29 protein-coding genes are annotated in these 26,520 nt (G+C 62.5%); 18 read left to right on the plus strand and 11 right to left on the minus strand.

From position 1 onward, the window contains the following. Positions 1 to 141: 141 nt before the first annotated feature. Genes ACEPP2_RS14885 through ACEPP2_RS14895 form a run of 3 tightly spaced genes read left to right on the plus strand, consistent with a single transcriptional unit; the run spans position 142 to position 2,884 of the window. Entirely contained in the window at positions 142 to 1,011 is an 870-nt protein-coding gene (locus ACEPP2_RS14885) for a heme/hemin ABC transporter substrate-binding protein (RefSeq protein ID WP_395517036.1), read from the plus strand. After that, a complete protein-coding gene (locus ACEPP2_RS14890; protein WP_395517037.1) occupies positions 1,011 to 2,096 on the plus strand; it encodes a FecCD family ABC transporter permease in 1,086 nt (361 codons plus the stop codon). Before ACEPP2_RS14885 ends, ACEPP2_RS14890 begins: the two co-directional genes overlap by 1 nt. Then, positions 2,093 to 2,884 carry a heme ABC transporter ATP-binding protein gene (locus ACEPP2_RS14895; RefSeq protein ID WP_395517038.1) on the plus strand — a complete coding sequence of 264 codons (792 nt, stop codon included), beginning with the start codon at positions 2,093 to 2,095 and terminating at the stop codon, positions 2,882 to 2,884. Before ACEPP2_RS14890 ends, ACEPP2_RS14895 begins: the two co-directional genes overlap by 4 nt. A gap of 15 nt (positions 2,885 to 2,899) precedes the next feature. On the opposite strand, the gene ACEPP2_RS14900 is transcribed toward ACEPP2_RS14895, so the two are convergent. Then, positions 2,900 to 3,265: a YbaN family protein gene (locus ACEPP2_RS14900; RefSeq protein ID WP_152339618.1), complete on the minus strand. Its 366-nt coding sequence runs from the start codon at positions 3,263 to 3,265 to the stop codon at positions 2,900 to 2,902. 197 nt (positions 3,266 to 3,462) lie between these two features. Between ACEPP2_RS14900 and ACEPP2_RS14905 the strand changes: the two genes are divergently transcribed. The 6 genes from ACEPP2_RS14905 to ACEPP2_RS14930 all read left to right on the plus strand — a co-directional run bounded on the left by ACEPP2_RS14905 (position 3,463) and on the right by ACEPP2_RS14930 (position 8,671). Next, entirely contained in the window at positions 3,463 to 3,858 is a 396-nt protein-coding gene (locus ACEPP2_RS14905; protein WP_281976624.1) for a VOC family protein, read from the plus strand. Positions 3,859 to 3,866: 8 nt separating this feature from the next. Beyond that, the gene (ung, locus tag ACEPP2_RS14910; protein ID WP_281976625.1) at positions 3,867 to 4,556 is read left to right on the plus strand and encodes a uracil-DNA glycosylase; all 690 of its coding nucleotides are present in this window, start codon (positions 3,867 to 3,869) and stop codon (positions 4,554 to 4,556) included. A 134-nt stretch (positions 4,557 to 4,690) separates the two neighbouring features. Beyond that, positions 4,691 to 5,623, plus strand: a complete 933-nt coding sequence (locus ACEPP2_RS14915; RefSeq protein ID WP_395517039.1) for a VOC family protein — start codon at positions 4,691 to 4,693, stop codon at positions 5,621 to 5,623. 26 nt (positions 5,624 to 5,649) lie between these two features. Next, positions 5,650 to 6,264 (plus strand): alpha/beta hydrolase, encoded by a 615-nt coding sequence (locus ACEPP2_RS14920; RefSeq protein ID WP_395517040.1) that lies wholly within the window; start codon positions 5,650 to 5,652, stop codon positions 6,262 to 6,264. 77 nt (positions 6,265 to 6,341) lie between these two features. Beyond that, a complete protein-coding gene (locus ACEPP2_RS14925; RefSeq protein ID WP_395517041.1) occupies positions 6,342 to 7,769 on the plus strand; it encodes an aldehyde dehydrogenase family protein in 1,428 nt (475 codons plus the stop codon). A 137-nt stretch (positions 7,770 to 7,906) separates the two neighbouring features. Beyond that, positions 7,907 to 8,671, plus strand: a complete 765-nt coding sequence (locus ACEPP2_RS14930) for an ABC transporter substrate-binding protein (RefSeq protein ID WP_281976629.1) — start codon at positions 7,907 to 7,909, stop codon at positions 8,669 to 8,671. 51 nt (positions 8,672 to 8,722) lie between these two features. Here ACEPP2_RS14930 and ACEPP2_RS14935 read toward each other — a convergent pair whose 3' ends face one another. Continuing rightward, positions 8,723 to 9,295: a transglycosylase SLT domain-containing protein gene (locus tag ACEPP2_RS14935; protein ID WP_395517042.1), complete on the minus strand. Its 573-nt coding sequence runs from the start codon at positions 9,293 to 9,295 to the stop codon at positions 8,723 to 8,725. A gap of 276 nt (positions 9,296 to 9,571) precedes the next feature. On the opposite strand from ACEPP2_RS14935, the gene ACEPP2_RS14940 reads away from it, so the two are divergent. Then, complete coding sequence (locus tag ACEPP2_RS14940) at positions 9,572 to 10,126, plus strand: transglutaminase-like cysteine peptidase (RefSeq protein ID WP_281976631.1); 555 nt, start codon at positions 9,572 to 9,574, stop codon at positions 10,124 to 10,126. Positions 10,127 to 10,165: 39 nt separating this feature from the next. On the opposite strand, the gene ACEPP2_RS14945 is transcribed toward ACEPP2_RS14940, so the two are convergent. After that, on the minus strand, positions 10,166 to 11,053 hold the full coding sequence (locus ACEPP2_RS14945; protein WP_281976632.1) for a DMT family transporter: 888 nt from the start codon (positions 11,051 to 11,053) through the stop codon (positions 10,166 to 10,168). A 187-nt stretch (positions 11,054 to 11,240) separates the two neighbouring features. On the opposite strand from ACEPP2_RS14945, the gene ACEPP2_RS14950 reads away from it, so the two are divergent. Next, positions 11,241 to 12,539, plus strand: coding sequence for an adenylosuccinate synthase (locus tag ACEPP2_RS14950; protein WP_281976633.1), 1,299 nt, complete (start codon positions 11,241 to 11,243; stop codon positions 12,537 to 12,539). 61 nt (positions 12,540 to 12,600) lie between these two features. Continuing rightward, on the plus strand, positions 12,601 to 14,910 hold the full coding sequence (locus ACEPP2_RS14955) for a hypothetical protein (protein ID WP_395517043.1): 2,310 nt from the start codon (positions 12,601 to 12,603) through the stop codon (positions 14,908 to 14,910). A 63-nt stretch (positions 14,911 to 14,973) separates the two neighbouring features. Here the strand turns inward: ACEPP2_RS14955 and rpoH are convergent, their stop codons facing one another. Together rpoH and ACEPP2_RS14965 are read right to left on the minus strand one after the other, a co-directional pair. Further along, a complete protein-coding gene (gene rpoH, locus ACEPP2_RS14960; protein WP_142589773.1) occupies positions 14,974 to 15,876 on the minus strand; it encodes an RNA polymerase sigma factor RpoH in 903 nt (300 codons plus the stop codon). A 210-nt stretch (positions 15,877 to 16,086) separates the two neighbouring features. Next, positions 16,087 to 17,112 carry an RluA family pseudouridine synthase gene (locus ACEPP2_RS14965; RefSeq protein ID WP_281976635.1) on the minus strand — a complete coding sequence of 342 codons (1,026 nt, stop codon included), beginning with the start codon at positions 17,110 to 17,112 and terminating at the stop codon, positions 16,087 to 16,089. A 35-nt stretch (positions 17,113 to 17,147) separates the two neighbouring features. Between ACEPP2_RS14965 and ACEPP2_RS14970 the strand changes: the two genes are divergently transcribed. Continuing rightward, positions 17,148 to 17,528, plus strand: a complete 381-nt coding sequence (locus ACEPP2_RS14970) for a hypothetical protein (protein ID WP_281976636.1) — start codon at positions 17,148 to 17,150, stop codon at positions 17,526 to 17,528. 3 nt (positions 17,529 to 17,531) lie between these two features. Then, positions 17,532 to 18,359, plus strand: coding sequence for a TrmH family RNA methyltransferase (locus ACEPP2_RS14975; RefSeq protein WP_281976637.1), 828 nt, complete (start codon positions 17,532 to 17,534; stop codon positions 18,357 to 18,359). Between the two features lies 1 nt (position 18,360). On the opposite strand, the gene ACEPP2_RS14980 is transcribed toward ACEPP2_RS14975, so the two are convergent. Both ACEPP2_RS14980 and ACEPP2_RS14985 read right to left on the minus strand, forming a co-directional pair. After that, the gene (locus ACEPP2_RS14980; protein WP_395517044.1) at positions 18,361 to 19,566 is read right to left on the minus strand and encodes a coiled-coil domain-containing protein; all 1,206 of its coding nucleotides are present in this window, start codon (positions 19,564 to 19,566) and stop codon (positions 18,361 to 18,363) included. 146 nt (positions 19,567 to 19,712) lie between these two features. Then, positions 19,713 to 20,300, minus strand: a complete 588-nt coding sequence (locus ACEPP2_RS14985) for a DUF1134 domain-containing protein (RefSeq protein WP_281976639.1) — start codon at positions 20,298 to 20,300, stop codon at positions 19,713 to 19,715. Positions 20,301 to 20,468: 168 nt separating this feature from the next. Between ACEPP2_RS14985 and chpT the strand changes: the two genes are divergently transcribed. Beyond that, positions 20,469 to 21,116 carry a histidine phosphotransferase ChpT gene (gene chpT, locus ACEPP2_RS14990; protein ID WP_281976640.1) on the plus strand — a complete coding sequence of 216 codons (648 nt, stop codon included), beginning with the start codon at positions 20,469 to 20,471 and terminating at the stop codon, positions 21,114 to 21,116. A gap of 96 nt (positions 21,117 to 21,212) precedes the next feature. Next, entirely contained in the window at positions 21,213 to 21,575 is a 363-nt protein-coding gene (locus ACEPP2_RS14995; protein ID WP_281976641.1) for a response regulator, read from the plus strand. A gap of 145 nt (positions 21,576 to 21,720) precedes the next feature. Here ACEPP2_RS14995 and ctrA read toward each other — a convergent pair whose 3' ends face one another. Next, positions 21,721 to 22,422, minus strand: coding sequence for a response regulator transcription factor CtrA (gene ctrA, locus ACEPP2_RS15000; RefSeq protein ID WP_052639081.1), 702 nt, complete (start codon positions 22,420 to 22,422; stop codon positions 21,721 to 21,723). 419 nt (positions 22,423 to 22,841) lie between these two features. Between ctrA and ACEPP2_RS15005 the strand changes: the two genes are divergently transcribed. Further along, positions 22,842 to 23,192, plus strand: a complete 351-nt coding sequence (locus ACEPP2_RS15005; protein ID WP_077549494.1) for a flagellar export protein FliJ — start codon at positions 22,842 to 22,844, stop codon at positions 23,190 to 23,192. Between the two features lie 69 nt (positions 23,193 to 23,261). On the opposite strand, the gene ACEPP2_RS15010 is transcribed toward ACEPP2_RS15005, so the two are convergent. The 3 genes from ACEPP2_RS15010 to ACEPP2_RS15020 form a co-directional block, all read right to left on the minus strand. Next, a complete protein-coding gene (locus ACEPP2_RS15010; RefSeq protein WP_077549493.1) occupies positions 23,262 to 23,543 on the minus strand; it encodes a GNAT family N-acetyltransferase in 282 nt (93 codons plus the stop codon). 187 nt (positions 23,544 to 23,730) lie between these two features. Continuing rightward, positions 23,731 to 24,006, minus strand: coding sequence for a CtrA inhibitor SciP (gene sciP, locus ACEPP2_RS15015; protein ID WP_007769470.1), 276 nt, complete (start codon positions 24,004 to 24,006; stop codon positions 23,731 to 23,733). Between the two features lie 204 nt (positions 24,007 to 24,210). After that, positions 24,211 to 25,236 (minus strand): DUF2793 domain-containing protein, encoded by a 1,026-nt coding sequence (locus ACEPP2_RS15020; RefSeq protein WP_395517045.1) that lies wholly within the window; start codon positions 25,234 to 25,236, stop codon positions 24,211 to 24,213. 380 nt (positions 25,237 to 25,616) lie between these two features. Between ACEPP2_RS15020 and ACEPP2_RS15025 the strand changes: the two genes are divergently transcribed. Next, positions 25,617 to 26,519, plus strand: a complete 903-nt coding sequence (locus ACEPP2_RS15025; protein WP_052639077.1) for a branched-chain amino acid ABC transporter permease — start codon at positions 25,617 to 25,619, stop codon at positions 26,517 to 26,519. Position 26,520 lies beyond the last annotated feature (1 nt).

Consider the following 26,520-nt stretch of genomic DNA (forward strand, 5'->3'; position numbering starts at 1 on the left):
TTTCACTTTACGCTCAAGATATCTCTTGGCCGGCCGCTTGAAAAGCTGAAAAAACTTGCGTAGTCAACTCAAGTTATCTGGGCAAGGGCGCCACCGGCCCCACAATAGGGCGCAAAGTGGCACATGACGGGATATGTCGAAATGTTGAGGACGAATTTTCTTGCGGCTGCGGCCACGGTTTTGATGTCGGCTTTGCCGGTCCTAGCGGCGAGCGAAGGCAACCCTTCGGCGCAACGCATCGTATCCATCGGCGGGACGATCACCGAGGTGCTCTACGCGCTGGGCGCGCAGGATCGGGTCATTGCCGTGGATTCGACCAGTACCTATCCGGCTGAGGCCATGTCCAAGCCGGACATTGGCTATATGCGGGCGCTTTCGGCTGAGGGAATCCTGGCGCAGCAGCCAGACCTGGTGCTGGCAGAGGAAGGCTCGGGACCGCCACCGGTCATTGAAATCATGAATGCCAGCAAGATCCCGACGGTGACGGTGCCCACGCCTCCGGAAGGCACGGCGATCGGGCAGAAGATCCGCGACATCGGGAAGGCGGTCGGCCTGGACAGCGAAGCGGAAGCGCTCGCCGCAAAGACCGAAGGCGAACTTGCAGCGCTTGCAGAGGATGTCGCGAAAATCGCTGAGCCGCGCAAACGGGTTCTTTTCGTGCTGTCGCTTGCAAACGGGCGGGTCATGGCCGGCGGGGCCGAGACGGAGGCAGCCGCCATCATTGAAATGGCGGGCGGCATCAACGCCGCTTCCGGAATCTCCGGCTACAAGCCCTTGTCGGACGAGGCGGTGATCGCTGCGAAGCCCGACGTCATTCTCGTAATGACACGTGGAAACCATGAACTGAAGCCGGAGGATGTATTCACGCTTCCGGCGCTGGAGACCAGTCCCGCGGCCCAGGCAAAGGCGCTTGTGTCGCTAGATGGCCTGCTGCTTCTGGGCTTCGGTCCCCGCACGCCGGAAGCTGCGCGCACGGTGATGAAGGAGCTCTATCCCGCCGGAACGAACTGATGAGCACGATGGTATTGCCCACGAAGACCTCGCGGGTGGAGGGAGACCGGACGTTACATGGCTATCTGACACTGGCAGCGCTGGTCGCGTTGGTGGCTGTGGCGTCACTGATCTCTCTGTCCAGCGGGCCTACCGGCGTCGGCCTGGGCGATTTCTTTGACTACCTGCTTGGCAAGGGAGAATTGTCGGACCAGGACATCGTGGTGCTGGAGGCAGTGCGTCTGCCACGCACGGCGCTTGGCTTGCTGGTCGGGGCAGGGCTCGCCGTTTCCGGTGCCATGATGCAGGGCCTGTTTCGCAATCCACTGGCCGATCCGGGCATCGTCGGGGTTACGTCGGGTGCAGCACTTGCGGCCGTCGTCTCGATCGTGCTCGGCCCGACGCTGCTTGCCCCGATCGCGATTGTGTTGGGCAATCATTTCCTGCCCTTGATGGCCTTCCTGGGCGGCCTCCTGAACACGTGGGTACTCTACGTCATCGCGACGCGGGACGGGCGCACGTCCACGACCGCACTGATCCTGTCGGGGATCGCCATCGGTGCGTTGGCGGCAGCATTGATGGGGCTCCTGATCTTTCTCGCCGATGACCGGCAGTTGCGCGACATCACCTTCTGGAGCCTGGGGTCGCTTGGAGGCGCCACCGTTGGGCGGGTGCTTTCCATCCTGCCGTTCATCGCCTTCGTGATGGCGATGACCCCCTTCGTGGCACGCGGCCTGGATGCGCTCGTGCTCGGAGACGCGGCCGCCTTCCACATGGGCGTGCCGGTACAGCGGCTGAAGCGGATCGTCATCGTCGCGGTGGCAGCAGCCTGCGGTTCGACCGTCGCCGTCGCGGGGTCGATCGGGTTCGTCGGCATCGTCGTGCCGCATCTCCTGCGTCTCGTCACGGGCCCCTCGCACCGCTTCCTGCTACCCGCGTCGGCGCTCGGGGGCGGGGCGTTGCTGCTCATCGCCGACAGCGTCGCGCGCACCGTCGCCGCACCCGCGGAACTGCCGATCGGCGTGATAACGGCGCTGTTTGGTGCTCCCGTTTTCCTCTTCCTGCTGCTCGGCAAGGGCGGCATCCGGATAGGAGAAATGCCATGATTTCCGCCCAGTCCATCAGTGTCACGAGAGGCGACCGGAAGCTTCTGGACGATGTCGTCGTAGACCTGCAACCTGGACGCTTCACTGTCATCATCGGGCCGAACGGCGCTGGCAAGTCCACCCTGATGAAGGCGCTTTCGGGCGAGATGCGGCCGGATGTCGGCAGTGTCGCCTATCACGGTCGGGAAATCGGCGGTTACCAACCGGTGCAGCTTGCACGCCTGCGGGCCGTTCTGCCGCAATCTGTGCAGCTCTCCTTTCCCTTTACAGCCCTGGAGATTGTCCGCATGGGCGCGGTCGCCCAAGGCTCCCGCCATCCGACGGAGCAGGCGAGGCAGGCGCTGTCGCGCGTCGGCCTGCGGGGCTTTGAGGCGCGGCCCTATCCCTCGCTCTCCGGGGGCGAGCAGCAGCGCGTCCAGTTTGCGAGAGCGCTGGCCCAGGTTCCGGAACCTGTCATCGATGGCGTGCCGCGCGCGCTCTTCCTCGACGAGCCGACGGCAAGCCTCGATCTCGGCCACCAGATCTCCGTGCTGGAGGTCGCCCGCGATTTCGCAGAGGCCGGCGGCATCGTGCTTGCCATCCTTCACGACCTGAACCTCGCGGCCGAATTCGCAAATCACCTGCTGGTACTCGACAAGGGGAGGGTGGTGTCGCAGGGCGCGTGCCTCGACACGGTCAAAGATTCCACGATCGGCAGCGTCTATGGGATTGCCGGCGCCGTCGGGCGGCTTCCGGCAGAACACATTCCCTTTGTCCTGCCGCAGGCACGGCATCGGCCGAGCGCCTGACAGCCTGGCGGAGCTTCATGCGGATGGTGGCTCGGGTCGTGTCACGACGTAGATGGCTGGCAGGATCATGACCGCCGCGACGATGGCCGCGCGCGTTGCCGGCGGCGAGGTGACGAACCAGAAGAACGCGTAGCTGATCGACATCATAACCACGGCGGCAATCTTCGCTCGTCGGGGTATCGCTCCCCGTTCTCGCCAATCCCGCAAGGGGCCGCCAAACCTCGGGTGGTCGAGCAGCCATGCCTCCAAGCGCGGCGAGGATCGGGCGAAGCAGGCGACCGCCATGATCAGGAAGGGCGTGGTCGGGAGGATCGGCATGAAGGCGCCGAGGATGCCGATCGTAAGAAGGAGCCAGCCGAGGCTGAGATAGACGATGCGCATGAAGTCCCTTTCCGGACCAGCCGGTTCCATCCTTGCCAGGCGGTGCCGACGCGGGGCACAGCGCCATATGATCATCCCGCCCGCCTATTTCAATCAGCCGTGACGCAGCAAGCTTCATGTGAATTGCACGATAGCGCGATTGGCAAAGGGCGCGGGATTTCCGATAAAGCCATCCGATGCACCAGAGGAGTTGTGACGTGGCAAAGATGATCCATTCGATGATCCGGGTGCTGGACGAGCAGCGATCACTGGACTTCTACCAGAAGGCGTTCGACCTCTCCGTTGCCGAGCGTGTACCCTTCGACGGCTTCACTCTGATCTATCTCTCGAACGCCGAAACCGGCTTCGAACTGGAGCTCACGGTCAATGCCGGACGCGACAAACCCTACGACCTGGGTGACGGCTATGGCCATCTCGCGGTGACGGTCGAGGACGTCGAGGCCGAACACAGGCGCTTCAGTGAACTTGGCTTCACCGTGGGCAAGCTCGTCGACATGCCGCGCGACGGCAAGCCGTTCGCGCGCTTCTTCTTCGCTACCGATCCGGATGGCTACAAGATCGAGGTGCTGCAGCGCGGCGGCCGGTTCCAGTAGAGGTCGCCATGGTGGAGGGGGTGAGACTGGAGGAGAGGTGGAGACAGGCGCTGGCGCCCGAGTTCGGCAATCCGTACATGAGCGAACTGCGCCGCTTCCTGCTGAGCGAGAAGGAAGCGGGAAAGCGTATCTTCCCCAAGGGAGGGGACTATTTCCGGGCCCTCGACCTGACCCCGCTCGACCAGGTCAAGGTCGTGATCCTTGGGCAGGACCCGTACCATGGCCTTGGCCAGGCCCATGGCCTCTGCTTCTCCGTCCAGCCCGGTGTGCGGATCCCGCCGTCGCTCGTCAACATCTACAAGGAACTGCAGAGCGATCTCGGCATCCCGCCCGCCAGTCATGGCTTCCTCGAGCATTGGGCGAGGCAGGGCGTTCTCCTCCTGAACAGCGTGCTGACGGTGGAGGAGGCGCGCGCGGCGTCACACCAGGGCAGGGGGTGGGAACGGTTCACGGATGCCGTCATCCGCGCCGTCAACGACCAATGCGACGGCGTCGTCTTCCTGCTCTGGGGTTCCTATGCACAGAAGAAGGCGGCCTTTGTCGACCGCGACCGGCATCTCGTCCTGCGCGCGCCGCATCCATCGCCCTTGTCGGCGCATAACGGCTTCTTCGGCAGCCGGCATTTTTCGCAGGCGAATGCCTTCCTCGTCTCGCGGGGCAAGCAACCGATCGACTGGAAACTGCCGGATCGGGTATAATTTCTTGAACGCCCCTTGGGGAGTCTTCGTAGGAAATGTGAACAATGCGTTCGTTTCGTCTCTCTATGCGAAGGCGGGCGCAATGGCCAAATATAGCCCCAAGAAAGGCTCACGGAGCCAGAAAGGGTTTTCACATGCTCGACCAGATCAAGGGGCTGCATCACGTCACGTCGATGGCGGCGAGCGCCCGCACCAACAACAGGTTCTTTACCGATACGCTCGGCCTGCGCCGGGTGAAGAAGACCGTGAACTTCGACGCGCCGGACGTCTACCACCTCTATTACGGGGACGAAGTGGGCACGCCCGGCTCGGTGATGACGTACTTTCCCTTCCCGCACATCGCCCGCGGCCGTCCCGGTAGCGGCGAGGTCGGTACGACGCTGTTTTCCGTTCCTGAGGGTTCCTTCGGCTATTGGACAGAGCGGCTGACAAAGGCCGGCGTCGAAGGTCTGAAGACCGACAGCGCCTTTGGCGAAGAGCGGCTTCATTTCGCAGGTCCCGACGGTGACGGGTTTGCTCTCGTCGAAGTCAGGGATGATCCGCGGGAAGCCTGGACCGGTAATGGTGTCGGCGAGGATCACGCGATCCGCGGCTTCCACTCGGCCTCGCTGCGGCTACGGGACGAGGGGGCGACGGCGGAACTCCTGAAGTTCATGGGTTATGACCAGGTCGATGCAAAGGACGGTGTCCTGCGCCTGGGTATTCCGGGTGGCAACGGTGCCGATGTCATCGACATCGAGACGATGCCGAACATCAACGGCGCCCGGCTCGGTGCGGGGTCCGTCCACCACATCGCCTTCGCCGTCGAAAACCGCGAGACGCAGCTCGAGGTCCGAAAGGCATTGATGGATACCGGCTACAACGTCACGCCGGTTATCGACCGGGACTATTTCTGGGCGATCTACTTCCGCACGCCCGGCGGCGTTCTGTTCGAGATCGCCACCAACGAACCCGGCTTCGATCGCGACGAAGACACCGCGCATCTCGGCGAAGCGTTGAAACTGCCCACGCAGCACGCACATCTGCGCGCAATGCTCGAAGAACATCTCGAACCGTTGGACGCTTAGGGTGTTAGGCGCGCAAGGAGGCAATCATGAGCCATGACAGTTACGTGCACCGGGCGCGGCCCGGTGCAGCCGGTGCGCCGATCTTCTTCGTGTTCCACGGGACCGGCGGCGACGAGAACCAGTTCTTCGATTTCGGTGGCCACCTGCTGCCAGAGGCGACGGTGATTTCGCCGCGCGGCGACATATCGGAACACGGAGCGGCACGCTTCTTCCGTCGCAAGGCGGAAGGTGTCTATGACTGCGAGGATCTGGCCCGGGCGACGAACCGCATGAGCGAATTCGTCGCCGCGAACCGGGAGTTCTACAAGGCAGGCCCGGTAGTCGGGCTCGGCTTTTCCAACGGCGCCAATATCCTTGCGAGCATGCTGATCCACAAGCCGGGCCTCTTCGAGGCCGCCGTGCTCATGCATCCGCTCATCCCGTTCGAGCCAAGGGAAAGGACGGAGAAGGTGGGTGGAAGGGTCCTCATTACCGCGGGAGAGCGCGATCCGATCGCCTCCGTAGAACTGACTCAGTCGCTCGCCGATTATTTCCGGCGGTCGGGCGACGAGGTGGAGCTCGAATGGCATCCGGGCGGGCACGAGATCCGTGCGGTCGAGATCGATGCGGCCAAGCGTTTTCTCGCCCGCTACGGCAGCTAGAAAGGCGAGGCATTCCGCTTGCGGACGGATCGGGTGTGCCCGATAGTGGGGCCGCCTTCCGCAGCGGAGCCTCGCCCATGAGCAATCACCTCAAACTCTTCATCGACGGTCGCTGGGTGGAGCCGGCCATTCCGGTGGCCCTCGATGTCATAAATCCTGCCACGGAAGAACCGTTCACGCAGATTGCGCTGGGCTCGTCCGAGGATGTTGACCGCGCTGTGGCTGCCGCGAAATCGGCCTTTCCCGCATTCTCGCTCTGGTCTAAGCAGGAACGGCTGACGCTGCTCCGCCGCATTCTTTCCGAATACAAGGCTCGCTACGAAGAGATTGCCCGGGCGGTGAGCCGTGAAATGGGCGCACCAATCGCCTTTGCGCGCGACAGTCAGGCGGCCGCCGGCAAGGCGCACCTCATCGCGACGATCGAGGCGCTGGAGGACTTCGTCTTCACCGAGCGGCGCGGCACGACCATGGTGGTGCGCGAGCCGATCGGCGTCTGCGCATTGATAACCCCGTGGAACTGGCCGCTGAACCAGATCGTCTGCAAGGTTGCCCCGGCGATCGCCGCCGGCTGTACCATGGTGCTGAAGCCGTCCGAGATCGCGCCCGTCAGCGGCATCATCTTTGCCGAGATCATGGAGGCGGCCGGAACACCCGCGGGCGTCTTCAACCTCGTCAACGGCACGGGACCAGACGTCGGGCAGGTGATGGCTGGTCATCCCGATGTGGACATGATCTCGTTCACCGGCTCCACGCGCGCAGGCGTCATCGTTGCCAAGACCGCAGCGGATACCGTCAAGCGTGTGGCGCAGGAACTCGGCGGTAAGTCTGCCAACATCATTCTCCCCGATGCCGATCTTGAACACGCCGTTTCGGAAGGCGTCGTCTCCTGCTTCGGCAATTCCGGACAGTCCTGCGATGCCCCGACCCGCATGCTGGTCCCGGCAGATCGGCATGACGAGGCGATGGCGGCCGCACGGCGTGCTGCGGAGCGGATGCAGGTGGGCGACCCGCAGGCGTCGGACACGGATCTCGGCCCGGTCGTCAGCGAACAGCAGTACGAAAAGATCCAGCGCTTGATCGAAGCGGGCACCAAGGAGGGGGCGACGCTCGTGACCGGCGGTTCCGGGCGACCCGAGGGGCTCAATCGCGGCTATTACGTCCGGCCCACCGTCTTCGGCAACGTCTCCAACGACATGACGATTGCCCGCGAAGAGATTTTCGGCCCTGTCCTGTCCATCCTACCCTACAATGACGAGGAGCAGGCGATCGCCATCGCCAACGACACCCTCTACGGTCTCGCAGCCTATGTCCAATCCGGAGATTTGGAGCATGCCCGCGATGTTGCGGCCCGGTTGCGAGCAGGTTCTGTCTACGTCAACTATCCGGACTGGGATACCCGAGCTCCCTTCGGCGGCTACAAGCAGTCCGGCAACGGCCGTGAGTACGCCGACTGGGGCATCCACGACTTCATCGAGATCAAGGGCATCGTCGGCTACGGCGGGTGAGCGCCGACGGTCAGCGCCTGTCGCAGTCGGTGAGGACGTCCAATGACCGCTCGATGGACACGAAAACGGCTTCTCAAGCGGCGCCTCCTGCCGCTAGGATGCCGTACGGCCCTGTGCCGTCACAGAGGATGGAACACATGAAAAAAACACTGCTAGCATCGACAGTCTTCGCCATGACCGCCGCCTTTACGTCCTTCGCCGCAGCGCAGGACGCCGAAATTCGCATTGCGACCGAGGGAGCATACCCGCCCTTCAACTTCACGGATACGGATGGGTCGCTGAAGGGCTTCGATGTTGATATCGCCAATGCGCTTTGCGAGGAGATGAAGGCGAAGTGCGCCATCGTGGCGCAGGACTGGGACGGCATCATTCCCGGACTGATGGCCAACAAGTACGACGCCATCATCGCGTCGATGAGCATCACCGAGGAGCGCAAGCAGCAGATCGACTTCACCAACAAGTACTATACGACACCGCTTGCCGTCATCGCGCCTAAGGATGGCGACGTGAAGGGCGTGTCGGTCGAGGACCTGAAGGACAAGGTCGTCGGTGCCCAGGCCTCCACGACCCAGGCCAACTATGCAAGCGACGTCTATGAGAAGGCCGGCATTGAGGTGAAGCTCTACCCGACGCAGGAAGAAGCGGCAGCCGATCTGCAGAACGGTCGTATAGACGCGCTGATCTCCGACAAGTTCGTCGTCGTCGACTGGCTGAACGGCGACGGCAAGGATTGCTGCGCCATGGTGGGCGACGTGCCGGGCACGGAGACAGAGGCCGGTATCGGCATCCGCAAGGGCGAGGAAGAGTTGAAGGAGCGCTTCAACAAGGCGATCGACGCGATTGTTGCCAACGGCACCTACGGCAAGATCGTCGCCAAATACTTCCCCTTCGATATCTACTGATCGGGCTGAAACGATCTTAGGCGGCCGCCGGCTTGTCCGGCGGCTTTTTTGTCAGTAGCCGCAGGAGCGCAACTGGCCTTCGTATTTCTGGGCAATGCCGGCGGAGCGCTGGGCCGCCTTCCTCGCCGTCGGTGTGAACTTCCCCCGGGAATAGCCGGCATGGCCGGAATAATAGGCGAGGTAGAGGTTGTAGGTGTCGTTGCGGGGAATGCCGTTTTTGACGCTGCTGCGGTTGTGGTACCAGCCGACGAAGTGGATCGCGTCGCCGAAGTCGCTGCGGCGGGCCGACCAGCGTCCGGTGGATCGCTGGTATTCCAACCAGGTGCCGTCGAGTGCCTGCGCGTAACCATAGGCAGACGACTGCCGCTTCCACGGGATGAAACCGAGCAGCTTGGTGCGGGGCGGGCGGGCATGCGCCTTGAAACCTGACTCCGTGTAGATCGTCGCCATCAGCACCGGGACCGGGACGCCGAACTCGCGCTCGACCTTCCTCGCCTCTCGCGACCAGTTGTTGAACAGCCCGTCCTTCTGCTCGAACACTGCACAGGCATTGTTGATCCGGCTCGGTGCCGATGCGCAGGCAGACAGCAGCAACAGGAGCGCGATGGAGAACGCAATACGCATCGCTTAACCTCTCGTTTCGGAAGATTAATGACGCGTAAAATTTAATGAAAGGTTTCATGACCTCGGTCCCGTGCCCGAAAGGCGTCCCGTCGCGACCTGTGCCAAGACAGGAAAAAATCTGATTTCCGTAAAATTGCATCTTTCGACTTAAGCGCCCCGAAAAGGCGTTCGGCTATGGTGAGGGCATAGGCGGCATGAAGCCCATAGATCCGAGATGACTTCGGAACATCAAGCGAGACGGCGGAAAACGCTGTCCATCAAAACAGGGTTTCGAACATGCCGATGAAAACTCTCCTGGCTGCGGCATTCATGGCAGCTCTCGTCTCTGGGGGCTCCGCGCAAGCTGGCGGCCCCGGCGGGTTTGCCCGCTCCTTTGCCTCGTCGCCTGCCGTCCAGTACGACCTGGCGATGAACGGTCCGATCCGGTCCAGTGTCGCAGCGGAAGTACCGGCCCTGACCAGGTCCCGCGCCGTGGAGCTGGCACGCATCAACCGCAGCGTCAACACGTCCATCAGAGCCATCGACAGCTACCTCGACGGCTTTGCGCCGGATCTCGCCAGCGCAATCGGCAGCGAGCGCTGCCACGATTGTGCGGATCTGAAGCGCGAACGTCTCGCTGCGCTTGGCTGGCCTGCCGGTTCCATGCGCATTTCCTACGCGCTGACCAGCTCCGGCAGTGTGGAGCGGGTCCTCGTCGTCTCGACCGACCGGGGGCAGGTGATCCTCGGTGAGCGCCTGACGATGATCGGCAAGCGCGTCACGGCCGGTTCCCGTTCTTCGGCAAGCACCTGGGCGCAGCGGGCGATCCGTCCGGCATACGCCGACATCTGATCTTCTGCGGAGCCGGTCCTTCTCCGCACCCGCCTTCCTTCAGGGGGAGGCGGGCTTTCCCTTTTCGGCGATCGCGATGCCGCCCAGCGCCAGCACGAGCGCGGCAATGTGGAAGAACTGCAGCTCCTCCCCGATGATCGCCACGGAAAGCAGGGTCCCGAAGACGGGAATCAGATTGATGAAGAGGCTCGCGCGGTTCGGGCCGATCCCTTCGACACCCTTGATGTAGAGCACTTGGGCGAGCAGCGACGCAAATAGCGCGGTATAGAGGGCGATCACCCAGCCGCGGGTATCGGGCCAGATTGCAGCATCACCGGCATGTTCCCACAGGACCAGCGGAACGGTCGTCAGAAGCGCGAAAAGTGCCGGGATGGCCATCAGCGTGCGCCAGTCGATGACCGGCTTCCACCGCAACGATACGGTGTAGACGGCATAGGCGACGACGGCGATCAGCATGAGCGCGTCGCCGAAGTTGAGCGTGAGGTCGAGGAGGCTGGCGAGGTCGCCATGCGATGCCGTCAGTGCGACACCGACGAGCGTCAGGGAGAAGCCGAATACCTGCGCGAGCGATACCCGCGTTCTGAACAGCACGAAGTTGATGAGGAAGATCAGCATCGGAATGCCGGCCTGCTCGATCGCGACATTGATGGCCGTGGTGTATTTCAGGGCAGTGTAGAGGACTGCGTTGAAGGTCGTGTAGCCGATGACTCCGTAGAAGATCAGGATCGGCAGCCGCTTGCGCACGACAGGCCAGTCCTTCCTCAACTGCGGCAGGGAGATCGCGAAGATGATTGCGACTGCGATTGCCCAGCGCCAGAAGGTCAGCATCATCGGGCTGATATGCCCGAGAGCAAGCTTGCCGGCCACGGCGTTGCCACCCCATGACAGCGTCGCGATCACGAGACAAAGATATGCGGTTCTGTGCAAGATCATCTCCGTCGGAGAGCAGGGTGGATGCAGCGTGGGCGGATCGCAGATAGACCGCGGCCTGCGGTTTTGTCACGTAAAAACCTCTTTTGGAGGCACAAACAGATCGCAATCCTCGAAACTAGGCCTTATAGATGCGCCGGTTTGAGTTGGCGCAAGAGCTTGCGCGGAAACAGGAAAGCGAAAGATGACGAACGTCGTGGTAGTCGGCTCCCAATGGGGTGACGAGGGCAAGGGCAAGATCGTGGACTGGCTCTCGGAGCGTGCCGACATCGTCGTGCGCTTCCAGGGCGGGCACAATGCCGGTCATACCCTCGTGATCGACGGCGTCAGCTATAAGCTGTCCCTGCTGCCCTCGGGCGTCGTGCGTCCCGGGAAGATGGCCGTCATCGGCAATGGGGTCGTGGTGGACCCGCATGCGCTGATCGCCGAGATCGACAAGCTGGCGAAGCAGGGCGTGACGATAACCCCGGATAACCTGCGCATCGCTGACAATGCGACCCTGATCCTCTCGCTCCACCGGGAACTGGACGGCATGCGCGAGGATGCGGCCTCCAACAGCGGCACGAAGATCGGCACGACGCGGCGCGGCATCGGTCCGGCCTACGAGGACAAGGTCGGACGCCGTGCGATCCGGGTGATGGATCTCGCCGATCTCGATACGCTGGGCGGCAAGGTCGACCGCATCCTGACCCATCACAATGCCATCCGTCGCGGTCTTGGTGCGCCGGAGGTTTCCCACGAGACGATCATGGAGGAACTGACCTCGGTTGCCGAGCGCGTCCTGCCGTTCCGGGAGACTGTCTGGCTGCTTCTCGACAAGCAGCGCCGCACGGGCGCGCGCATCCTGTTCGAGGGCGCGCAGGGTTCGCTGCTCGACATCGACCACGGTACCTATCCCTTCGTGACCTCGTCGAACACCGTCGCCGGACAGGCGGCTGCCGGCTCGGGCATGGGGCCCGGCACGCTCGGCTATATCCTCGGTATCACCAAGGCCTATACGACGCGCGTCGGCGAGGGGCCGTTCCCGACGGAGCTCAACGACGAGATCGGTCAGTTCCTGGGCGAGAAGGGCCATGAGTTTGGTACGGTCACCGGTCGCAAGCGCCGGTGCGGCTGGTTCGATGCGGCTCTGGTGCGCCAGTCGGTGGCGACCAATGGAATAACGGGGATCGCCCTGACCAAGCTCGATGTCCTCGACGGTCTCGACGAGCTCAAGATCTGCGTCGGCTACAAGCTCGATGGACAAGACATCGACCACCTTCCGGCAAGCCAGGCGGCGCAGGCCCGTGTCGAGCCCGTCTACATCACGCTGGAAGGCTGGAAGGAATCGACCGTCGGGGCGCGCAAGTGGGCGGACCTGCCGGCGCAGGCGATCAAGTATGTCCGCCAGGTGGAAGAGTTGATCGGCGCCCCTGTCGCCCTACTTTCCACGAGCCCGGAACGCGACGACACCATACTTGTGACCGATCCGTTTGAGGATTAAAGTTCCGGCCACGTTATCGTTACCAGCCGGTTAATCGACCGGTGACCATGAGAAAGTGCTGATGGCAGATTTTGTAGCGGTTATCCGCCGCGCTGTGGACGGTCTGGCGAACAACACGCCGGACATGCGTGCAAAGGTGTACGACAAGGCGCGCGGTGCGGTTCGGCGGCAGCTCGAAAACATGAAGCCCACGCCGTCCGAGGACATGATCCTCAGGCAGATGGGCAAGCTCGAGGCGGCAATCGAATCGGTCGAGGCGGAGCATGCCGAGGCACTGCCGGCCGACGAACCTTCCGCCGCGCCGATACCACTGGCGCCTGATGTCGTTGATGAGCAGGAGCCGGTGCCCGAGCAGCCGCCCTTTGCCGAGGCCGAACCGGAAGCTCCGGTGGCATCCGCGACGGAGTGGCGGCAGGACGACGAGGTTCCGACGACGCGGTCCGAAGATACCGAAGGTCCTGCTGGCGAGGCGGTGGAAAGTCAGGTCGACCACGGCGAGCCTGTTCACGAGTACGACCAGTCTGTCGCGGATCCGCATGCGGCAAAGCCTCTTGCTGCGCAGGTAGACGACTACGGGGCGCCGTCGGAGGAACCCCATAGATTCGCCGAAGCCCCAGAGGAGCCGTGGGCGCAGGAGACCGAGGCTCGTACCCAGCACGACCAGTATCCAGAATTTGCGGGCGAACCCGCGGAGGCCGGCGAGCCGCCTCATGTGGAAACGGAGATCCAGCCCGCCGCTTGGCCGGCAGAAGAGGACGCGTATCCCGCCCACGAAGAGCCGCGGGCTGAGCACGAGCCGCTGGAGACTGTTTCCCCGGCACCCTCGGTGGAAGAGGACCGAGGATGGCATCCCGAGGAGGTTCAGCCCGCCGCACCCGCTGCCGCGGACGAGTGGATCTGGCCGCCGGAGGAGCCTCGCAAGGATGCCACGCCTGCCTGGGATCAGGCGGAGGCATTCGAGACCAGCGCTGAGCCTGCAGATGCAACGCCAGAGCACCAGCGCCCGATCGAGCCGGTCGAGGCGCATTTTGGCGAGGAGACGCATGTCTCCGCCGACTCCGTGCGGATGCCGTCGGTTGCCGACTTCCCGACCCTTGGGCAGGCCGAGCACGCGGGCCTGGGGCGGCCGGAAGATGAGGCCGCTTACGCCTCGCCGGTTGCCACCGACCAGCCGCCCCGGAAGGACGAAAGCGATCCCTGGAGCGACCTTGAGGAGCTTATCGGCTACAACAAGGACGCGCTTCCTGCGGCCGGTGCGGCTGCTATCGGCGCCGAGGCCGACGAGGACGTGGTTCCGCCGCCGCCGCGCACCTACCGCGTCGCGCCCAAGAAGCGCAGCTATACCGGGCCGATCCTGGCATTGATCGGCCTGCTGATCGTTGCCGCCGGTGGTTACGCGCTCTGGATCAACAGAGACGCGATCACGGACGTTGCGGGCCTATCCGGCACGTCGACACCCGCTGTGGCCCCGACGGCAACGACAGAGGAGCCGGCTGCAGAACCACCGGAAACGGCACAGGAGGCTGCTCCCCCTGAAGGTGAAGCCGCCGAAACCGCTACCGCTCCTGCGGCGCCGGAAGACGGTGTTGCCGCGGACGCGAAGTTCACGCAGCGGCTGCTGCCCGATGGCACAGAGGTAGACGAAGGTCCCGCAGCGGCAGGTGCCACCGGGGAAGGACAATCGGTCGCGCAACTGAACGCTCCACCTGCAACGCCTGCGGAAGCGGGTGCTGCTGCCGAGGCGCCGGCCGAACCGTCCGCGACTCCGGCGGATACCGCGGCGCTCGCTGGCGAGAAGATGTTCCTCTACGAGGAGCGTCTTGGCCAGACGGCGCCGACGGCGATCGAGGGTGCCGTGTCCTGGACCCTTCAGCAGGAGGCCGGCCAGAATGGCCGACAGGAGCCTGTGGTTCAGGGCCGCATCAACATACCTGGCCGTGGCTTGACTGCGCTCCTGACGTTCAAGCGCAATACCGATCCATCGCTTCCCGCCAGCCATCTGGTCGAGATCGTCTTTGCGGTTCCGCCCGGCTTCGAAGGCGGGGCGATCGACAGCGTCCAGCGGATCGCGATGAAGCAGACGGAGCAGGATCGTGGCGATGCGCTGATCGCCGTGCCGGCGAAGATCACCGACGATTTCCACATGATCGCGTTGAACGATTTCCCCGATGCCCGAGCGACCAATATCGAACTTCTGCGGACGCGGAACTGGATCGATATTCCGCTTGCCTACCGCAACGGACGACGGGCGCTCCTGACCATGCAGAAGGGGGAGGCGGGAACCCAGGCCTTCAACGAAGCAATCCGCGAGTGGAGCGCGCTCAGCGGAAGCACAACACCGGCCCCAGCCCCGGCACCAGCGGGGCAGTGACAGGAAAGGCCGGCGGAGCGATCCGCCGGCCTTTTCTTTGGATGTCACAAAATCGTATCGCGATCAGGCGTCGACGACGCGCAGTGCATTGGCCTGGGCCAGTGCTTCCTTCTGAACCGCTTCCTGAACCTTCTCGAAGGCACGAACTTCGATCTGGCGGACGCGCTCGCGGCTGATGTCGAATTCGGCCGAGAGCTCTTCCAGTGTGATCGGATCATCGGCCAGACGCCTGGCCTGGAAAATGCGGCGCTCGCGCTCGTTCAGGACGCCCATTGCCTTGGCGAGCATGCGCCGGCGCGTATCCAGTTCGTCCTGTTCGATCAGCACTTCTTCCTGGCTGTCCTGGTCATCCACGAGCCAATCCTGCCACTGTCCGGATTCGCCTTCCGTCGCGCGGATCGGCGCATTCAGGGAGGCATCACCGGAGAGCCGGCGGTTCATGGAAACCACTTCCTCCTCGGAGACATTCAGCTTGGTGGCGATCTCGGCTACCTGCTCGGGCTTCAGGTCGCCTTCCTCGATCGCCTGCAGACGGCCCTTCAGCCTGCGCAGGTTGAAGAACAGGCGCTTCTGGTTGGCGGTGGTGCCCATCTTCACGAGCGACCACGAGCGCAGGATGTATTCCTGGATCGAGGCCTTGATCCACCACATCGCATAGGTGGCGAGACGGAAGCCGCGTTCCGGATCGAACTTCTTGACGGCCTGCATTAGGCCGACATTGCCTTCGGAGACGACTTCGCCGATCGGGAGACCGTAGCCGCGGTAGCCCATGGCGATCTTCGCCACGAGGCGAAGGTGGCTCGTCACCAGTTGATGTGCGGCATCGCGATCCCCATGTTCGGCGTACCGCTTGGCGAGCATGTATTCCTGCTGCGGCTCAAGCATGGGGAATTTGCGGATTTCGTCGAGATAGCGATTGAGACCGGCTTCGCCGGCCGTAATCGACGGCAGTGTATTGCGGGCCATAAAGCACCCCCTTCCGATAGATTTCTCCTGGCTCCCTCTTCACGAGCGACAGGCGCTGAGGCGAGCCAAACGGCACGGATCATTTCCGATCCCGCACCGACCCAATTGACAGATAAGTACGGCAGAACATTGATGCAAGCGGCGGGCCGGCATCACTTGAACGTTATTTCATTACATTTCTGTAATGAAGCTGCGCTTTCGATATGGGGCCTAACTTCGAAGGGCGTCGACCAGTTCCTGCATGTCTTCCGGCATTGGAGCCTCAAACTCCATGACTTCCCCGGAACGGGGGTGCTCGAAGGCAAGGAGGAACGCGTGAAGGGCCTGCCGATTGAAGCGGCCGGCGATCGTTTTGGCCGGCTCCGGCAGGAGGTTCACCTTCGTCCGAAAGCCGCCGCTGTAGTCCGAATCTCCGATAAGCGGGCATCCGATATGGGCCATGTGGACCCGGATCTGATGCGTACGCCCTGTTTCCAAACGGCATTCCACAAGCGAGGCGAGGGCGGTTGCATCGGGTTTCTCGTGAAAGCGCTCGACCACTTCGTAATGGGTGATTGCCTCACGCGCGTCGTCGCTGTCCTCGCGCTTCACCGCGCGCTTCGTACGATCGCCGCCTCCGCGGCCGAGCGGCGCATCGATTGTTCCCTTCAACTGCTTCGGCCGGCCCCAAACGACCGCTTGATAGGCCCGTTCCAGTGGCCCGGTCCGTCCGTGATCGGCGAACTGCGCGGCCAGGTGCCGGTGGGCAATGTCGTTCTTGGCAGCGACCAGCACCCCGCTGGTATCCTTGTCCAGTCTGTGGACGATGCCCGGTCGCCGGACGCCGCCTATTCCCGACAGGCTCTCCCCGCAGTGGTGGATCAGCGCATTGACCAGGGTCCCGGTCCAGTTGCCGGCGCCGGGATGGACGACGAGGCCCGGAGGTTTCAGGATGACGATGACGTCCTCGTCCTCGTAGAGCACGTCGAGCGGTATGTCCTCGCCCTTCGGTTCCGGATCCTCCGGTTCGGGCAGAACAATCTCCACCGCATCGCCCGGCGCAATCTTCCGCTTCGGCTCGGTGCAGACGGTCCCCTTCAGCGAGACGGCTCCCTGCTCGATCAGGGCCTTGATGCGGCTGCGCGAAAACTCTCCCTCAAGCGCCGTCGTCAGCCAGGCGTCCAGCCGGCCGTGCGCGTCTTCATCGGCAACGAGCACTTTCCTTGGCGCATCGGCTTGTTTAAAGGGGTCGTTCATTCACGGTAATCCGAAAGCAGCGAGGACGTTCAGCAATGGCCCATCCTGATCCCGAGGAACAGGAAGAACCGCTTGATCCGGCAATGGAAAGGATCCGCCGGAAGATGGTGCTTCTGCAACTCGTCTCGGGCGGCATTCTGTTCGTCTGCTTTATGGCGGTCCTCGCAGCGGTTGTCTACAAGGTCTCGCAGAGGCCGGAGGAGGCTCCTGTTGCCTCGTCTGGCTTTGCAGTGCCGTCGGACCAGCCGCTCACCTCTTCCGTCGATCTTCCTGCAGGGTTCGAGGTCCAGTCGGTCTCGATCTCCGGTTCGCAGCTTCTGTTCTACGGGCGCGTCGCGGGAGCGCAGAAGGCGCTGATCTATGACCTTTCGCTTGGCCGGATGGTGGCCGACGTTTCGGTCGGGACTGCACCCTGAACCGTGGCCGCTGACCTGATCCGCATCTGCGATCCGGACGATGTGCGCATCGCCGAGTTCCGGAACATCCGTGAGCGCGACCTGACCGGCCGCGAGCACCGGTTCATCGCCGAAGGCACGGTGGTGCTGAGGATGCTTGCGGCCGCGCATTCGCGGAAAGGTGCTTTCGCTGCGGGGAAGATCCTGCTTCTCGAGAACAGGGTCGCCGGACTGTCCGAGGAACTGTCGGCCTTCCCCGCTGATGTGCCTGTCTATGTCGCGTCGGCCGACGTTCTCGACGCGATCGCGGGTTTCCACTTGCATCGCGGCGTGCTCGCCCTTGGCCGGCGTCTCAGTTGCTTAGAGCCTGCACAACTGCTGGAGGGGCTGCCGGAGCGCTCGCTCGTGGTGGCCGCCTGCGGGATCTCGAACCACGACAATATCGGCGCGATCTTCCGCAATGCGGCGGCCTTTGGAGCCGATGCCGTCCTGTTGGACGAGACCTGCTGCGATCCGCTCTACCGGAAGGCCTTGCGAGTGTCCGTCGGGACGGTGCTCAAGGTGCCTTATGCGAGAAGTGGCACGATCGCGGACAATCTCTCGGCGCTCGTGGAGGCCGGTTTTCATGTGTGGGCGCTGTCGCCTTCCGGATCGACCGACGTCCGCGATATTCCTGCGGCTCCCCGTGTCGCACTTGCGACTGGGACGGAAGGGGCGGGCCTTCCCCAGGATGTTTTGGAGAGGTTCGATACGGCGAGGATCGCCCAAGCGCCGGGCTTGGACAGCCTCAATGCGGCAACCGCAACTGCCGTGGCTCTCTACCAGATCGCCGCAGGACAGGGCCGCATCTAGGTCAGCTTGCGGCCTCCTGGGGCGCTCCGATCGCCGCTGCTGCGCGCGCAGCCAGGCTTTCCCGGTCGGACGATGACGTGGACGTCGTGGTGGCAAGGATTGGAAAGATCGGCGACTCCGGTCCTTCCGCCTTCGCCGTCAGCGCAACCATGGTCGCGGCGATCGACGCAAGTTCGTCTCGCAAGGCTTCATCATGAGCATCCGATTTCGCCTTCAGCAGCCGGTCAGAAAGCGCCCTGGAGCGGTTATGGACCTCGTCTGCCATGGCGGACAGTTCGGGCGAGGCCGCGATCACATCGGAAATCGAAGCGTCTGCGGTACCATTCGCTTCAGGCAGTTCGGCAGCTTCGTTTCTGGGAGTCGAGACGTCCTTCAATGACACGCCATTGGACTTACCAGACTTTCTTGAAACGCGGGACACTTCACGCGTTTCCGATCCGGAGTTCCTAAGCTTCTCCTTCAGCCGCTCGATCTCCTGAAGCCGTCTTTCGAGTGCATTCTCCTTGTCGCTCCGGGCGGCGATCTCGCGGGCGAGCTTGTCCTCCAGGCGCATGGCGCGGTGCTCTTCCTGAGACAGCCGCGTCTCCGCATCCTTGGCCCGCGAGGTCTGCAGCTTGATGTCGGCCCGTAGTGCGTCGCGCTCGTCCCGAAGTGAAGTGATGCGGAACTTAAGGTTCTCAATCTCGGTATCGCGCGCCGAAACGTCGATCCGCAGACCATCCAGGTCGGTGGTCATCTTCGCGAGTTGCCGCTCGAGGGTCTCGATTTCCATGCCCTTTGCCGCATCCGCCTCTTCGGCCGCCTCGACAGCCGCTTTCAGTTGCTGGATGTAGCTATCTTCCTGGCGCAGGCGCGAACGCAGATCCGCTGCCTCGACGTCCATGTCGTTGATCTGCATCTGCAGGTCGTGGTTCTCGGACTGAAGTCGGCGCGCCTCTTCCGCCAGTTTTTCGTGGCGCAGCTTCAAAGCCAGCGACTTGTCTCGCTCGTCCACCAGCTCCTGCTTGGTGCGGGCGTTCTCGGCCGCATAGACAGCGCGTGCAAGATCCCGCTGGGCACGCACCTCCTGCGGGCTGATCGGCATGGTCGCCTTGAGACGGTTCTCCGTGTACCGGACAATCCTGCCGTGAATGGCAGGCGCGATCAGCATTGCAAGGAGTGCGGCGGTTAGGAAACCCAAGCCGAAGAGAAGGGCGAACTGGATCACGATGCGGTACCGCCGGCCTGGATGGGTTGAGGGATTGCCAAGCCTTTAAGCATAACCCCTGTTCGCCCGCAAGCGAGTGCAGCGTCGTCGAATGGTTCGGAATGCATGAAATCCCTCCCTCTGGCCCGGGAGGATAATCGGCTGGATCAGAATGGGTTCCACGTTGGCGACCGTGTCAGCTTCAGGTAGCCGACATTGATGCCGAGCCGGGCGCCGACGCCGGTGCGGATCGGCACCAGGACCACATCATTGTTGCGCATTACGGTCATGCCGACACCGGCGACCACGAAGGCGGAGCCGGAGACGCCGCCGAAGCGGGCGTAGAGGGATTCGATCGCCGGCAGGTCGTAGACCAGCATCATTGCGCGTGAACCCTGTCCGCCATAGTCAATCCCGAGCGAGGGGCCCTGCCAGAAGACCGGGTGCTGGCCTGCATTCTTCGTGTAGAGTTCGCCCTCGCCATAGGTCAGGCCGGCGATGAAGGCGCCGGAGCCCTCCTGGCCCAGGATATAGCCGTTCGGAAGACCATACTGCTCGAAGGCTCTCTCCACGACCTTGGCCAGGCCGCCGCTGGTGTTGCCGAAGAAGCTGTGGCCGGCGTCGACCACCTCCTGCGCCGTGTACTGGCTACTGTCCTGCGCCAGCGCTGGCCGCACGGTTGCCGCGGTGATCACGAACAGGGCGAGCATCGTCGCAGCGAGGCGGGCGAGGGAGGAGTTATTATAAAGGCGCATCGTTCGGTCCGTCTTGTTTGTCGGTACGGGTGCGGATTTCCCATATTGGGTCGAGGGGTCTTAACAATCGGTTTACCAAATATGTTGTCATTATGGCCGGGGTCACGCCATGTTCGCGCAACCTTGCTGAGGCATCAGCGGTCGCGTGACCAGCATCAGGAGAGAAATATGCCCAAGAACCCCAATCTCACCCTCGAAGGGCCAGATCTTGCGGCGCTCCTGTGTAGCCGCGTCTGCCACGACGTCATCTCGCCCGTCGGCGCGATCAACAACGGTCTGGAACTTCTCGACGAGGGCGCGTCCGACAGTGATGCGCTGGACCTGATCCGCACCTCGGCGCTCAATGCCGCCGTTCGCCTCAAGTTTGCGCGGCTTGCCTTCGGTGCATCCGGTTCCGTTGGTGCGTCAATCGACACCGGCGAGGCGGAGAAGGCGGCGAAGGATTTCGCATCGGCAGAGAAGAAGACGGAGGTAACGTGGAACGGGCCGCGCGCCATCGTCGCCAAGAACCGGGTCAAGCTCCTGCTCAACCTCTTCCTGGTGGCCTATGGCGGCATCCCGCGCGGCGGCTCAATTGACGTCACGCTGGAGAACCCAGAATACGATGCCCGGTTCATCATCACCATCAAGGGCCGGATGATGCGTGTGCCGGCAAAGTTCGTGGAGATTGCGGAAGGCACGCTGGAGGAGCCGGTCGACGCTCACACCATCCAGCCCTACTATACCGTGCTTCTGGCAGAGGAATGCGGCATGGATCTGCGGCATGTGGTGTCCGAGGACAAGATCGTCTTCATCGCCGAAGCCCGCGTGACCTGATCGACTTTAAGACGTCCGGTAACCATTCCTTAGCGGCATAGGCCTATGCTGGAGCTTGTCCCTGTCCAAAGGCAGGGCCATTGATGGGAGTGGTCAATGCAGCGCCTGATGATTGCCGATGGTTCGGATGTCGTTCGCAAGGTCGGAAAGCGCATCCTGTCCGAGCTCGGGTTCGTGGTCGTCGAGGCCGAGAGCGCCCGGGAGGCGATCAATCGCTGCCAGGCCGAATTGCCAGCCTTCCTCATCGTGGATGCCGCACTGGAAGGCGCCCTGGACGTGATCCAGGCGGTCAGGGGCCTGCCGAACGGCAAGGATGTCCGCATTTTCTACTGCGTCATCGAGGCAGACCTGAAGAAGATGATGCTCGGCAAGCGGGCGGGCGCGAACGACTTCCTGCTCAAGCCCTTCGACCGTAAGATCCTCACCTCGGTCTTCGGTGGCCTGGCGGTCGCCGCCTGATATCCCCTCCGACAAGCGTATATCGACGGCTACACGGCTGCGATTGTACGAGCGCTGCATGGAGCGTGACCGCAACCTGTTGCCACATACAAAAACGCCCGCGGCAAGCGCGGGCGTCGTCAAGGCGATTGGGCGGGGTGCCTGTTCAGGCGATGTCGGCGTATTCGTTGCCTTCCGGCTCGCGCAGCACATAGCCGCGGCCCCAGACCGTCTCGATGTAATTGGCGCCGCCGGCTGCATTGGCGAGCTTCTTGCGCAGCTTGCAGATGAAGACGTCGATGATCTTCAGCTCCGGCTCGTCCATGCCGCCATAAAGGTGGTTCAGGAACATTTCCTTCGTGAGCGTCGTGCCCTTGCGGAGCGAGAGCAGCTCCAGCATCTGGTATTCCTTGCCGGTGAGGTGAACGCGCTGGCCGCCGACTTCCACCGTCTTGGCGTCGAGGTTCACGATGAGTTCGCCGGTGATGATGATCGACTGCGCGTGGCCCTTGGAACGACGGACGATGGCGTGAATGCGGGCTACCAGTTCGTCCTTGTGGAAAGGCTTGGTCATGTAGTCGTCGGCGCCGAAGCCGAGACCGCGCACCTTGTCCTCGATGCCGGCCATGCCGGAGAGGATAAGGATCGGTGTCTTGACCTTGGAAAGCCGCAGCGTGCGGAGAACCTCGTAACCCGACATGTCGGGCAGGTTCAGGTCGAGGAGGATGATATCGTAGTCGTACAGCTTGCCGAGATCGACGCCTTCTTCGCCCAGGTCTGTCGTGTAGACGTTGAAGCTTTCCGATTTCAGCATCAGTTCGATGCTCTGCGCTGTCGCGCTGTCATCTTCGATGAGTAGAACCCGCATGTTTTTCCCCTTTACCGCCGCTCAGGCAGTCCGTCCCACCTGAGCGATACGGATCCAGCCGCGCCTGATTTGGAAGCTGCCACCAAATGGTTAACAAATTCTGATTCACTCTGGCAAGAGATATCGAACTTATTAAGCATAAAGCTCAGCCAACTGATTTACCATGAGGATTGGTCATCGCCTGACTTGAACCATCGCGTGAAGAAAACCCGCTAAGTGATTCATGCGACTCTCCATTGTCGCGCCCAATTTCGGCCTCGGCATTTACCGACCCTTAAATGATCACCCGTATTGTTAATGATGCCCGTAAACGAAAGGTTAACGCGGAAGGAGTTCGGATTAACACAACCGGATATTTTTGACCGGCAGTGTATCGATCCGGTTACAGGCGGGGTGCCGCTACCCACGGAGTATTGCGTATGAAGTCGCGTGACAGCCTAGTTCGCCTGAAGGAATTTCAGGTCAATGAGAAACGCCGCCAGTTGCAGCAGCTACAGATGATGATGTCTGAGTTCGAGCGGATGGCGAAGGAACTCGAACACCAGATCGGGCTCGAGGAGAAGAAGTCCGGTATCTCTGATCCGGCCCATTTCGCCTATCCCACCTTTGCGAAGGCGGCTCGCCAGAGAGCAGACAACCTGCAGGTCTCGATCCGCGAGTTGAAGGTGCAGCAGGAGGCTGCGGAACTGGCGCTGGAGGAGGCCCAGGCCGAATTCGCCAAGGCGGCAGCCCTGGAAGAGCGAGACGGTGTAATGCGCGCCCGCGCCTGAACGAGCGGTTCTTGCGCATCTCACTCCTGGCCTTTTGAGAACGTCCGCCGGCTTTCTGCCGACGGTCGCCTATGTGCTTATCACGTCCTTCCAATCCGAATGCCGTAGAGCCTGGGCACGCATGAACGGGCAGAGCGGCAGGATCTTCCAGCCGCCGCGGCGCGCCTCTTCTACGGCGTGCAACGCCAGCGCCTGCCCTACGCCCCGGCCGCGCAAGGCATCCGGAACGCCGGTGTGATCAACGATGACAAGCGAGGCTGACGCGCGCGAGTAGGTGAGCTCCGCCTCGTGTCCGTCGATCCGTGCCACGTAACGGCCGCCGGATTTCGCCGGCTCGTGTTCGATGTCCATTGGTTCCCCCCTACACGCTGGGTAACAGACCGCATATCGGCGCACATAGGGAGGCCGGCCCCGAAGGAAAGGTTGGCGACGGCTCCAAGACCCCATGGCAGGCATCGAACAAGGTCGCCAATGCGAAAAGGCGCCGCGGTGTGGTCTCCCGTTCGGCGCCTAAGTTGCAAGTGGTTCCGTACCGGGCCTAGTGCCGGTACTGCTGTATCCGCGTTGTCCGCAGACCGGCAAGCCCGTGATCATTGATGGAGGACTGCCAGGAGAGGAACTCCTCGACCGTCAGGGTATAGCGCTCGCACGCCTCTTCGAGGCTGAGCAAACCGCCCCGAACCGCGGCAACCACCTCCGCCTTGCGGCGGATGACCCAGCGGCGGGTATTGGCCGGCGGCAGGTCGGCGATCGTCAGCGGACTGCCATCGGGGCCGATGACATATTTAACTCGGGGTCGTATCAATTCGGTCATGGGACTCTCTACACAAACACAAGACCACGGAGGGGAGCCTAGACCCGCAGTTTTAACATTTACCTAAATGTGGCGAAGCAATTGTTCCAGAAGCTGCCAGCAGTTGAAATCGGTCTGCGGCCTTGGGATTTACGCCCTTGAAACGTGTCTGCGCACCTCGTCCACCTGCACGGTTCTGTCGGCAAATGCTGCCGTTCGCAGCGCTTACAACATCGCCAGCGACAGGTTCGTGCTGCCATCGCCCAGCATGACCGTAGCGGTCCCGCTGTGATGAAGGGATAGAATGTCCCCGGCTTCCAGTTCCATGATCATGCTGGCGGAAAGTGTTCCCGATGAGCCGGAGGGGCCTGCGACCTGGAGGGCACTCGCACTTCCGTTCGCGGCGACGGCGGTCACATGGCCGGAGGAAGAGGCAGTCCTGACCTGCAGGCTCGCCAGGTAGGTTCCGCTTGCCGGCACCAGGATTGCGCTGCCACCGCCGGAGGTCGAGCCCGATAGCTCGAAGCCGCCGCGATTGACGCCGAAATGAGTGAAGCCCGTTTGCTGTCCGTCCGCCGGTGTCATGCTGGTGCCTGTCCGGTAGGCCCTCATCGCCGGCTGGTTCGGTCGAGTGTGGCGACCACCGGCGTCGATGGCGAGCGCGGTCTTCCACATGTTTCCGTCGCTTACCTTGATCGAGAAGGCGTTTCCTCCGGCGAGGCCGAGTTCCGCATAGCCCGTATACGCTGTCTGGAAGAGCAGCGATCCAGTATCGCCGGCGGCAGCCTTGTTGATCTTCAACTGGTGGCCGCTTCCCGTATGGTCGAAAAGCGAGGCGGGGGAGGCGACAACCAGCCGGTTGGTGGCGTTACTGTCGGCGTTGATCCCGATGCCCTCGAACCTTGGCGAGAGAGGCAGGACAGACCGCCACTCGTCCTCCCAGAAGACCTTGAGCGCACCGGTCGTTGCAAACCATGCGCGCCAGCCGGAAAGCGGCTGGTGGAAGGTCCAACCACCATCCTGCCATGCCGCGATCTTTCCATCCTTGCCAGACCATTCGCCGGAAGCTGCTTCTTTGACCAGGAAGCAGGTGCCCTCCGGTGGGTTGGCCGGGGGATCGGCACGATCTTCGGCAATGGTCAGTTGCACCATCGTATCCAGAACAAGCAGTGCCTTATTGTGGGTGACATGCTTCTGTGCCTGAGAGGGAAGGATGAAAGGCATTTCCAGATTGGTAGTCCTGTCGGCCATTGTCTTTGCTCCGCTGATAGAGCTTCAGAATAGGCGGGGTGGAGACAGCGGGGATGGCGCATCAAACAACTCGTTGTTTTTCTGATGCTGCATGCGCAAACTCGCACCCGCTCCAGCGAGCCTGCCAGGTGCGCGCGCCGGAAGGAACAGCCTCGGACGCGAGGCGCAGCAATTTTGGGCGGATGGCTGCCTCAGAACCGAAAACTGCGCCTTTTCAATAGGCAGGCTGTTGAGAAAGACGCGTTTTCGCCTCGTTCTCGGCTTTTTGTCTTCACATTTGACCCGAAACCGGTATTGGATGCGCGCCGGAGCCCGGGAGACTCGCCGGGGCGGGAATAGAGAAGATGCGGCCTTCGGGAACCGCATCCAGGGGAAAATTGATGGAGTACTTTATCCAGCAGCTCGCTAACGGGCTGACGCTTGGATCCATCTATGGCCTGATCGCAATCGGCTATACGATGGTTTACGGCATCATCGGCATGATCAACTTTGCCCATGGTGACATTTTCATGCTCGGCGCCTTCGCCGCACTGATCGTCTTCCTTATCCTCACCTCATTCATCGCTGGCGTGCCCGTCGCGCTGGCGCTGCTGGTGATGCTGGTGGTCGCCATGCTGATGACCAGCCTGTGGAACTGGACGATCGAGCGCGTGGCCTACAGGCCTCTTCGCGGCTCGTTCCGCCTGGCGCCGCTGATCACGGCGATCGGCATGTCGATCGTGCTGTCCAACTTCATCCAGGTGACGCAGGGACCGCGCAACAAGCCGATCCCGTCGCTCGTGACCGATGTCTACCATTTCGGCGCGATCACCATCTCCTTGAAACAGATCATCATCATCGCCGTCACTGCGGTTCTGCTGACGATCTTCTGGTACATCGTCAACAAGACGCCACTCGGGCGTGCCCAGCGCGCCACGGAGCAGGATCGCAAAATGGCGGCGCTTCTCGGCGTGGACGTGGATCGCACGATCTCGATCACCTTCGTGATGGGTGCCGCACTCGCTGCCGTCGCCGGCACGATGTACCTCATGTATTACGGTGTCGCGACGTTCAACGACGGCTTTATCCCAGGGGTCAAGGCCTTCACGGCTGCCGTTCTCGGCGGGATCGGATCCCTTCCGGGTGCTGTCCTCGGCGGCCTGCTGATCGGTCTCATTGAATCGCTCTGGTCTGCCTATTTCACGATCGCCTACAAGGACGTCGCAACATTCGCGCTGCTCGCCTTCGTGCTGATCTTCAAGCCGACCGGCATTCTGGGTCGTCCGGAAGTGGAGAAGGTTTGAC

It is taken from the genome of Pseudorhizobium flavum (assembly GCF_044142885.1).
GTDB classification, from domain to species: Bacteria; Pseudomonadota; Alphaproteobacteria; order Rhizobiales; family Rhizobiaceae; genus Neorhizobium; species Neorhizobium flavum.

What these genes read in the sequence shown, in the direction of transcription:
- ACEPP2_RS14985 (WP_281976639.1), bottom strand. Translation starts at nt 20,300, where the DNA reads ATGCGCCTTTATAATAACTCCTCCCTCGCCCGCCTCGCTGCGACGATG.
- ACEPP2_RS14885 (WP_395517036.1), top strand. Translation starts at nt 142, where the DNA reads ATGTTGAGGACGAATTTTCTTGCGGCTGCGGCCACGGTTTTGATGTCG.
- ACEPP2_RS14890 (WP_395517037.1), top strand. Translation starts at nt 1,011, where the DNA reads ATGAGCACGATGGTATTGCCCACGAAGACCTCGCGGGTGGAGGGAGAC.
- ACEPP2_RS14920 (WP_395517040.1), top strand. Translation starts at nt 5,650, where the DNA reads ATGAGCCATGACAGTTACGTGCACCGGGCGCGGCCCGGTGCAGCCGGT.
- ACEPP2_RS14940 (WP_281976631.1), top strand. Translation starts at nt 9,572, where the DNA reads ATGCCGATGAAAACTCTCCTGGCTGCGGCATTCATGGCAGCTCTCGTC.
- ACEPP2_RS15005 (WP_077549494.1), top strand. Translation starts at nt 22,842, where the DNA reads ATGAAGTCGCGTGACAGCCTAGTTCGCCTGAAGGAATTTCAGGTCAAT.
- ACEPP2_RS14895 (WP_395517038.1), top strand. Translation starts at nt 2,093, where the DNA reads ATGATTTCCGCCCAGTCCATCAGTGTCACGAGAGGCGACCGGAAGCTT.
- ACEPP2_RS14925 (WP_395517041.1), top strand. Translation starts at nt 6,342, where the DNA reads ATGAGCAATCACCTCAAACTCTTCATCGACGGTCGCTGGGTGGAGCCG.
- ctrA (WP_052639081.1), bottom strand. Translation starts at nt 22,422, where the DNA reads ATGCGGGTTCTACTCATCGAAGATGACAGCGCGACAGCGCAGAGCATC.
- ACEPP2_RS15025 (WP_052639077.1), top strand. Translation starts at nt 25,617, where the DNA reads ATGGAGTACTTTATCCAGCAGCTCGCTAACGGGCTGACGCTTGGATCC.
- ACEPP2_RS15010 (WP_077549493.1), bottom strand. Translation starts at nt 23,543, where the DNA reads ATGGACATCGAACACGAGCCGGCGAAATCCGGCGGCCGTTACGTGGCA.
- ACEPP2_RS14935 (WP_395517042.1), bottom strand. Translation starts at nt 9,295, where the DNA reads ATGCGTATTGCGTTCTCCATCGCGCTCCTGTTGCTGCTGTCTGCCTGC.
- ACEPP2_RS14950 (WP_281976633.1), top strand. Translation starts at nt 11,241, where the DNA reads ATGACGAACGTCGTGGTAGTCGGCTCCCAATGGGGTGACGAGGGCAAG.
- ACEPP2_RS15020 (WP_395517045.1), bottom strand. Translation starts at nt 25,236, where the DNA reads ATGGCCGACAGGACTACCAATCTGGAAATGCCTTTCATCCTTCCCTCT.
- ACEPP2_RS14995 (WP_281976641.1), top strand. Translation starts at nt 21,213, where the DNA reads ATGCAGCGCCTGATGATTGCCGATGGTTCGGATGTCGTTCGCAAGGTC.
- ACEPP2_RS14900 (WP_152339618.1), bottom strand. Translation starts at nt 3,265, where the DNA reads ATGCGCATCGTCTATCTCAGCCTCGGCTGGCTCCTTCTTACGATCGGC.
- sciP (WP_007769470.1), bottom strand. Translation starts at nt 24,006, where the DNA reads ATGACCGAATTGATACGACCCCGAGTTAAATATGTCATCGGCCCCGAT.
- ACEPP2_RS14915 (WP_395517039.1), top strand. Translation starts at nt 4,691, where the DNA reads ATGCTCGACCAGATCAAGGGGCTGCATCACGTCACGTCGATGGCGGCG.
- ung (WP_281976625.1), top strand. Translation starts at nt 3,867, where the DNA reads ATGGTGGAGGGGGTGAGACTGGAGGAGAGGTGGAGACAGGCGCTGGCG.
- rpoH (WP_142589773.1), bottom strand. Translation starts at nt 15,876, where the DNA reads ATGGCCCGCAATACACTGCCGTCGATTACGGCCGGCGAAGCCGGTCTC.
- ACEPP2_RS14965 (WP_281976635.1), bottom strand. Translation starts at nt 17,112, where the DNA reads ATGAACGACCCCTTTAAACAAGCCGATGCGCCAAGGAAAGTGCTCGTT.
- ACEPP2_RS14955 (WP_395517043.1), top strand. Translation starts at nt 12,601, where the DNA reads ATGGCAGATTTTGTAGCGGTTATCCGCCGCGCTGTGGACGGTCTGGCG.
- ACEPP2_RS14930 (WP_281976629.1), top strand. Translation starts at nt 7,907, where the DNA reads ATGAAAAAAACACTGCTAGCATCGACAGTCTTCGCCATGACCGCCGCC.
- chpT (WP_281976640.1), top strand. Translation starts at nt 20,469, where the DNA reads ATGCCCAAGAACCCCAATCTCACCCTCGAAGGGCCAGATCTTGCGGCG.
- ACEPP2_RS14970 (WP_281976636.1), top strand. Translation starts at nt 17,148, where the DNA reads ATGGCCCATCCTGATCCCGAGGAACAGGAAGAACCGCTTGATCCGGCA.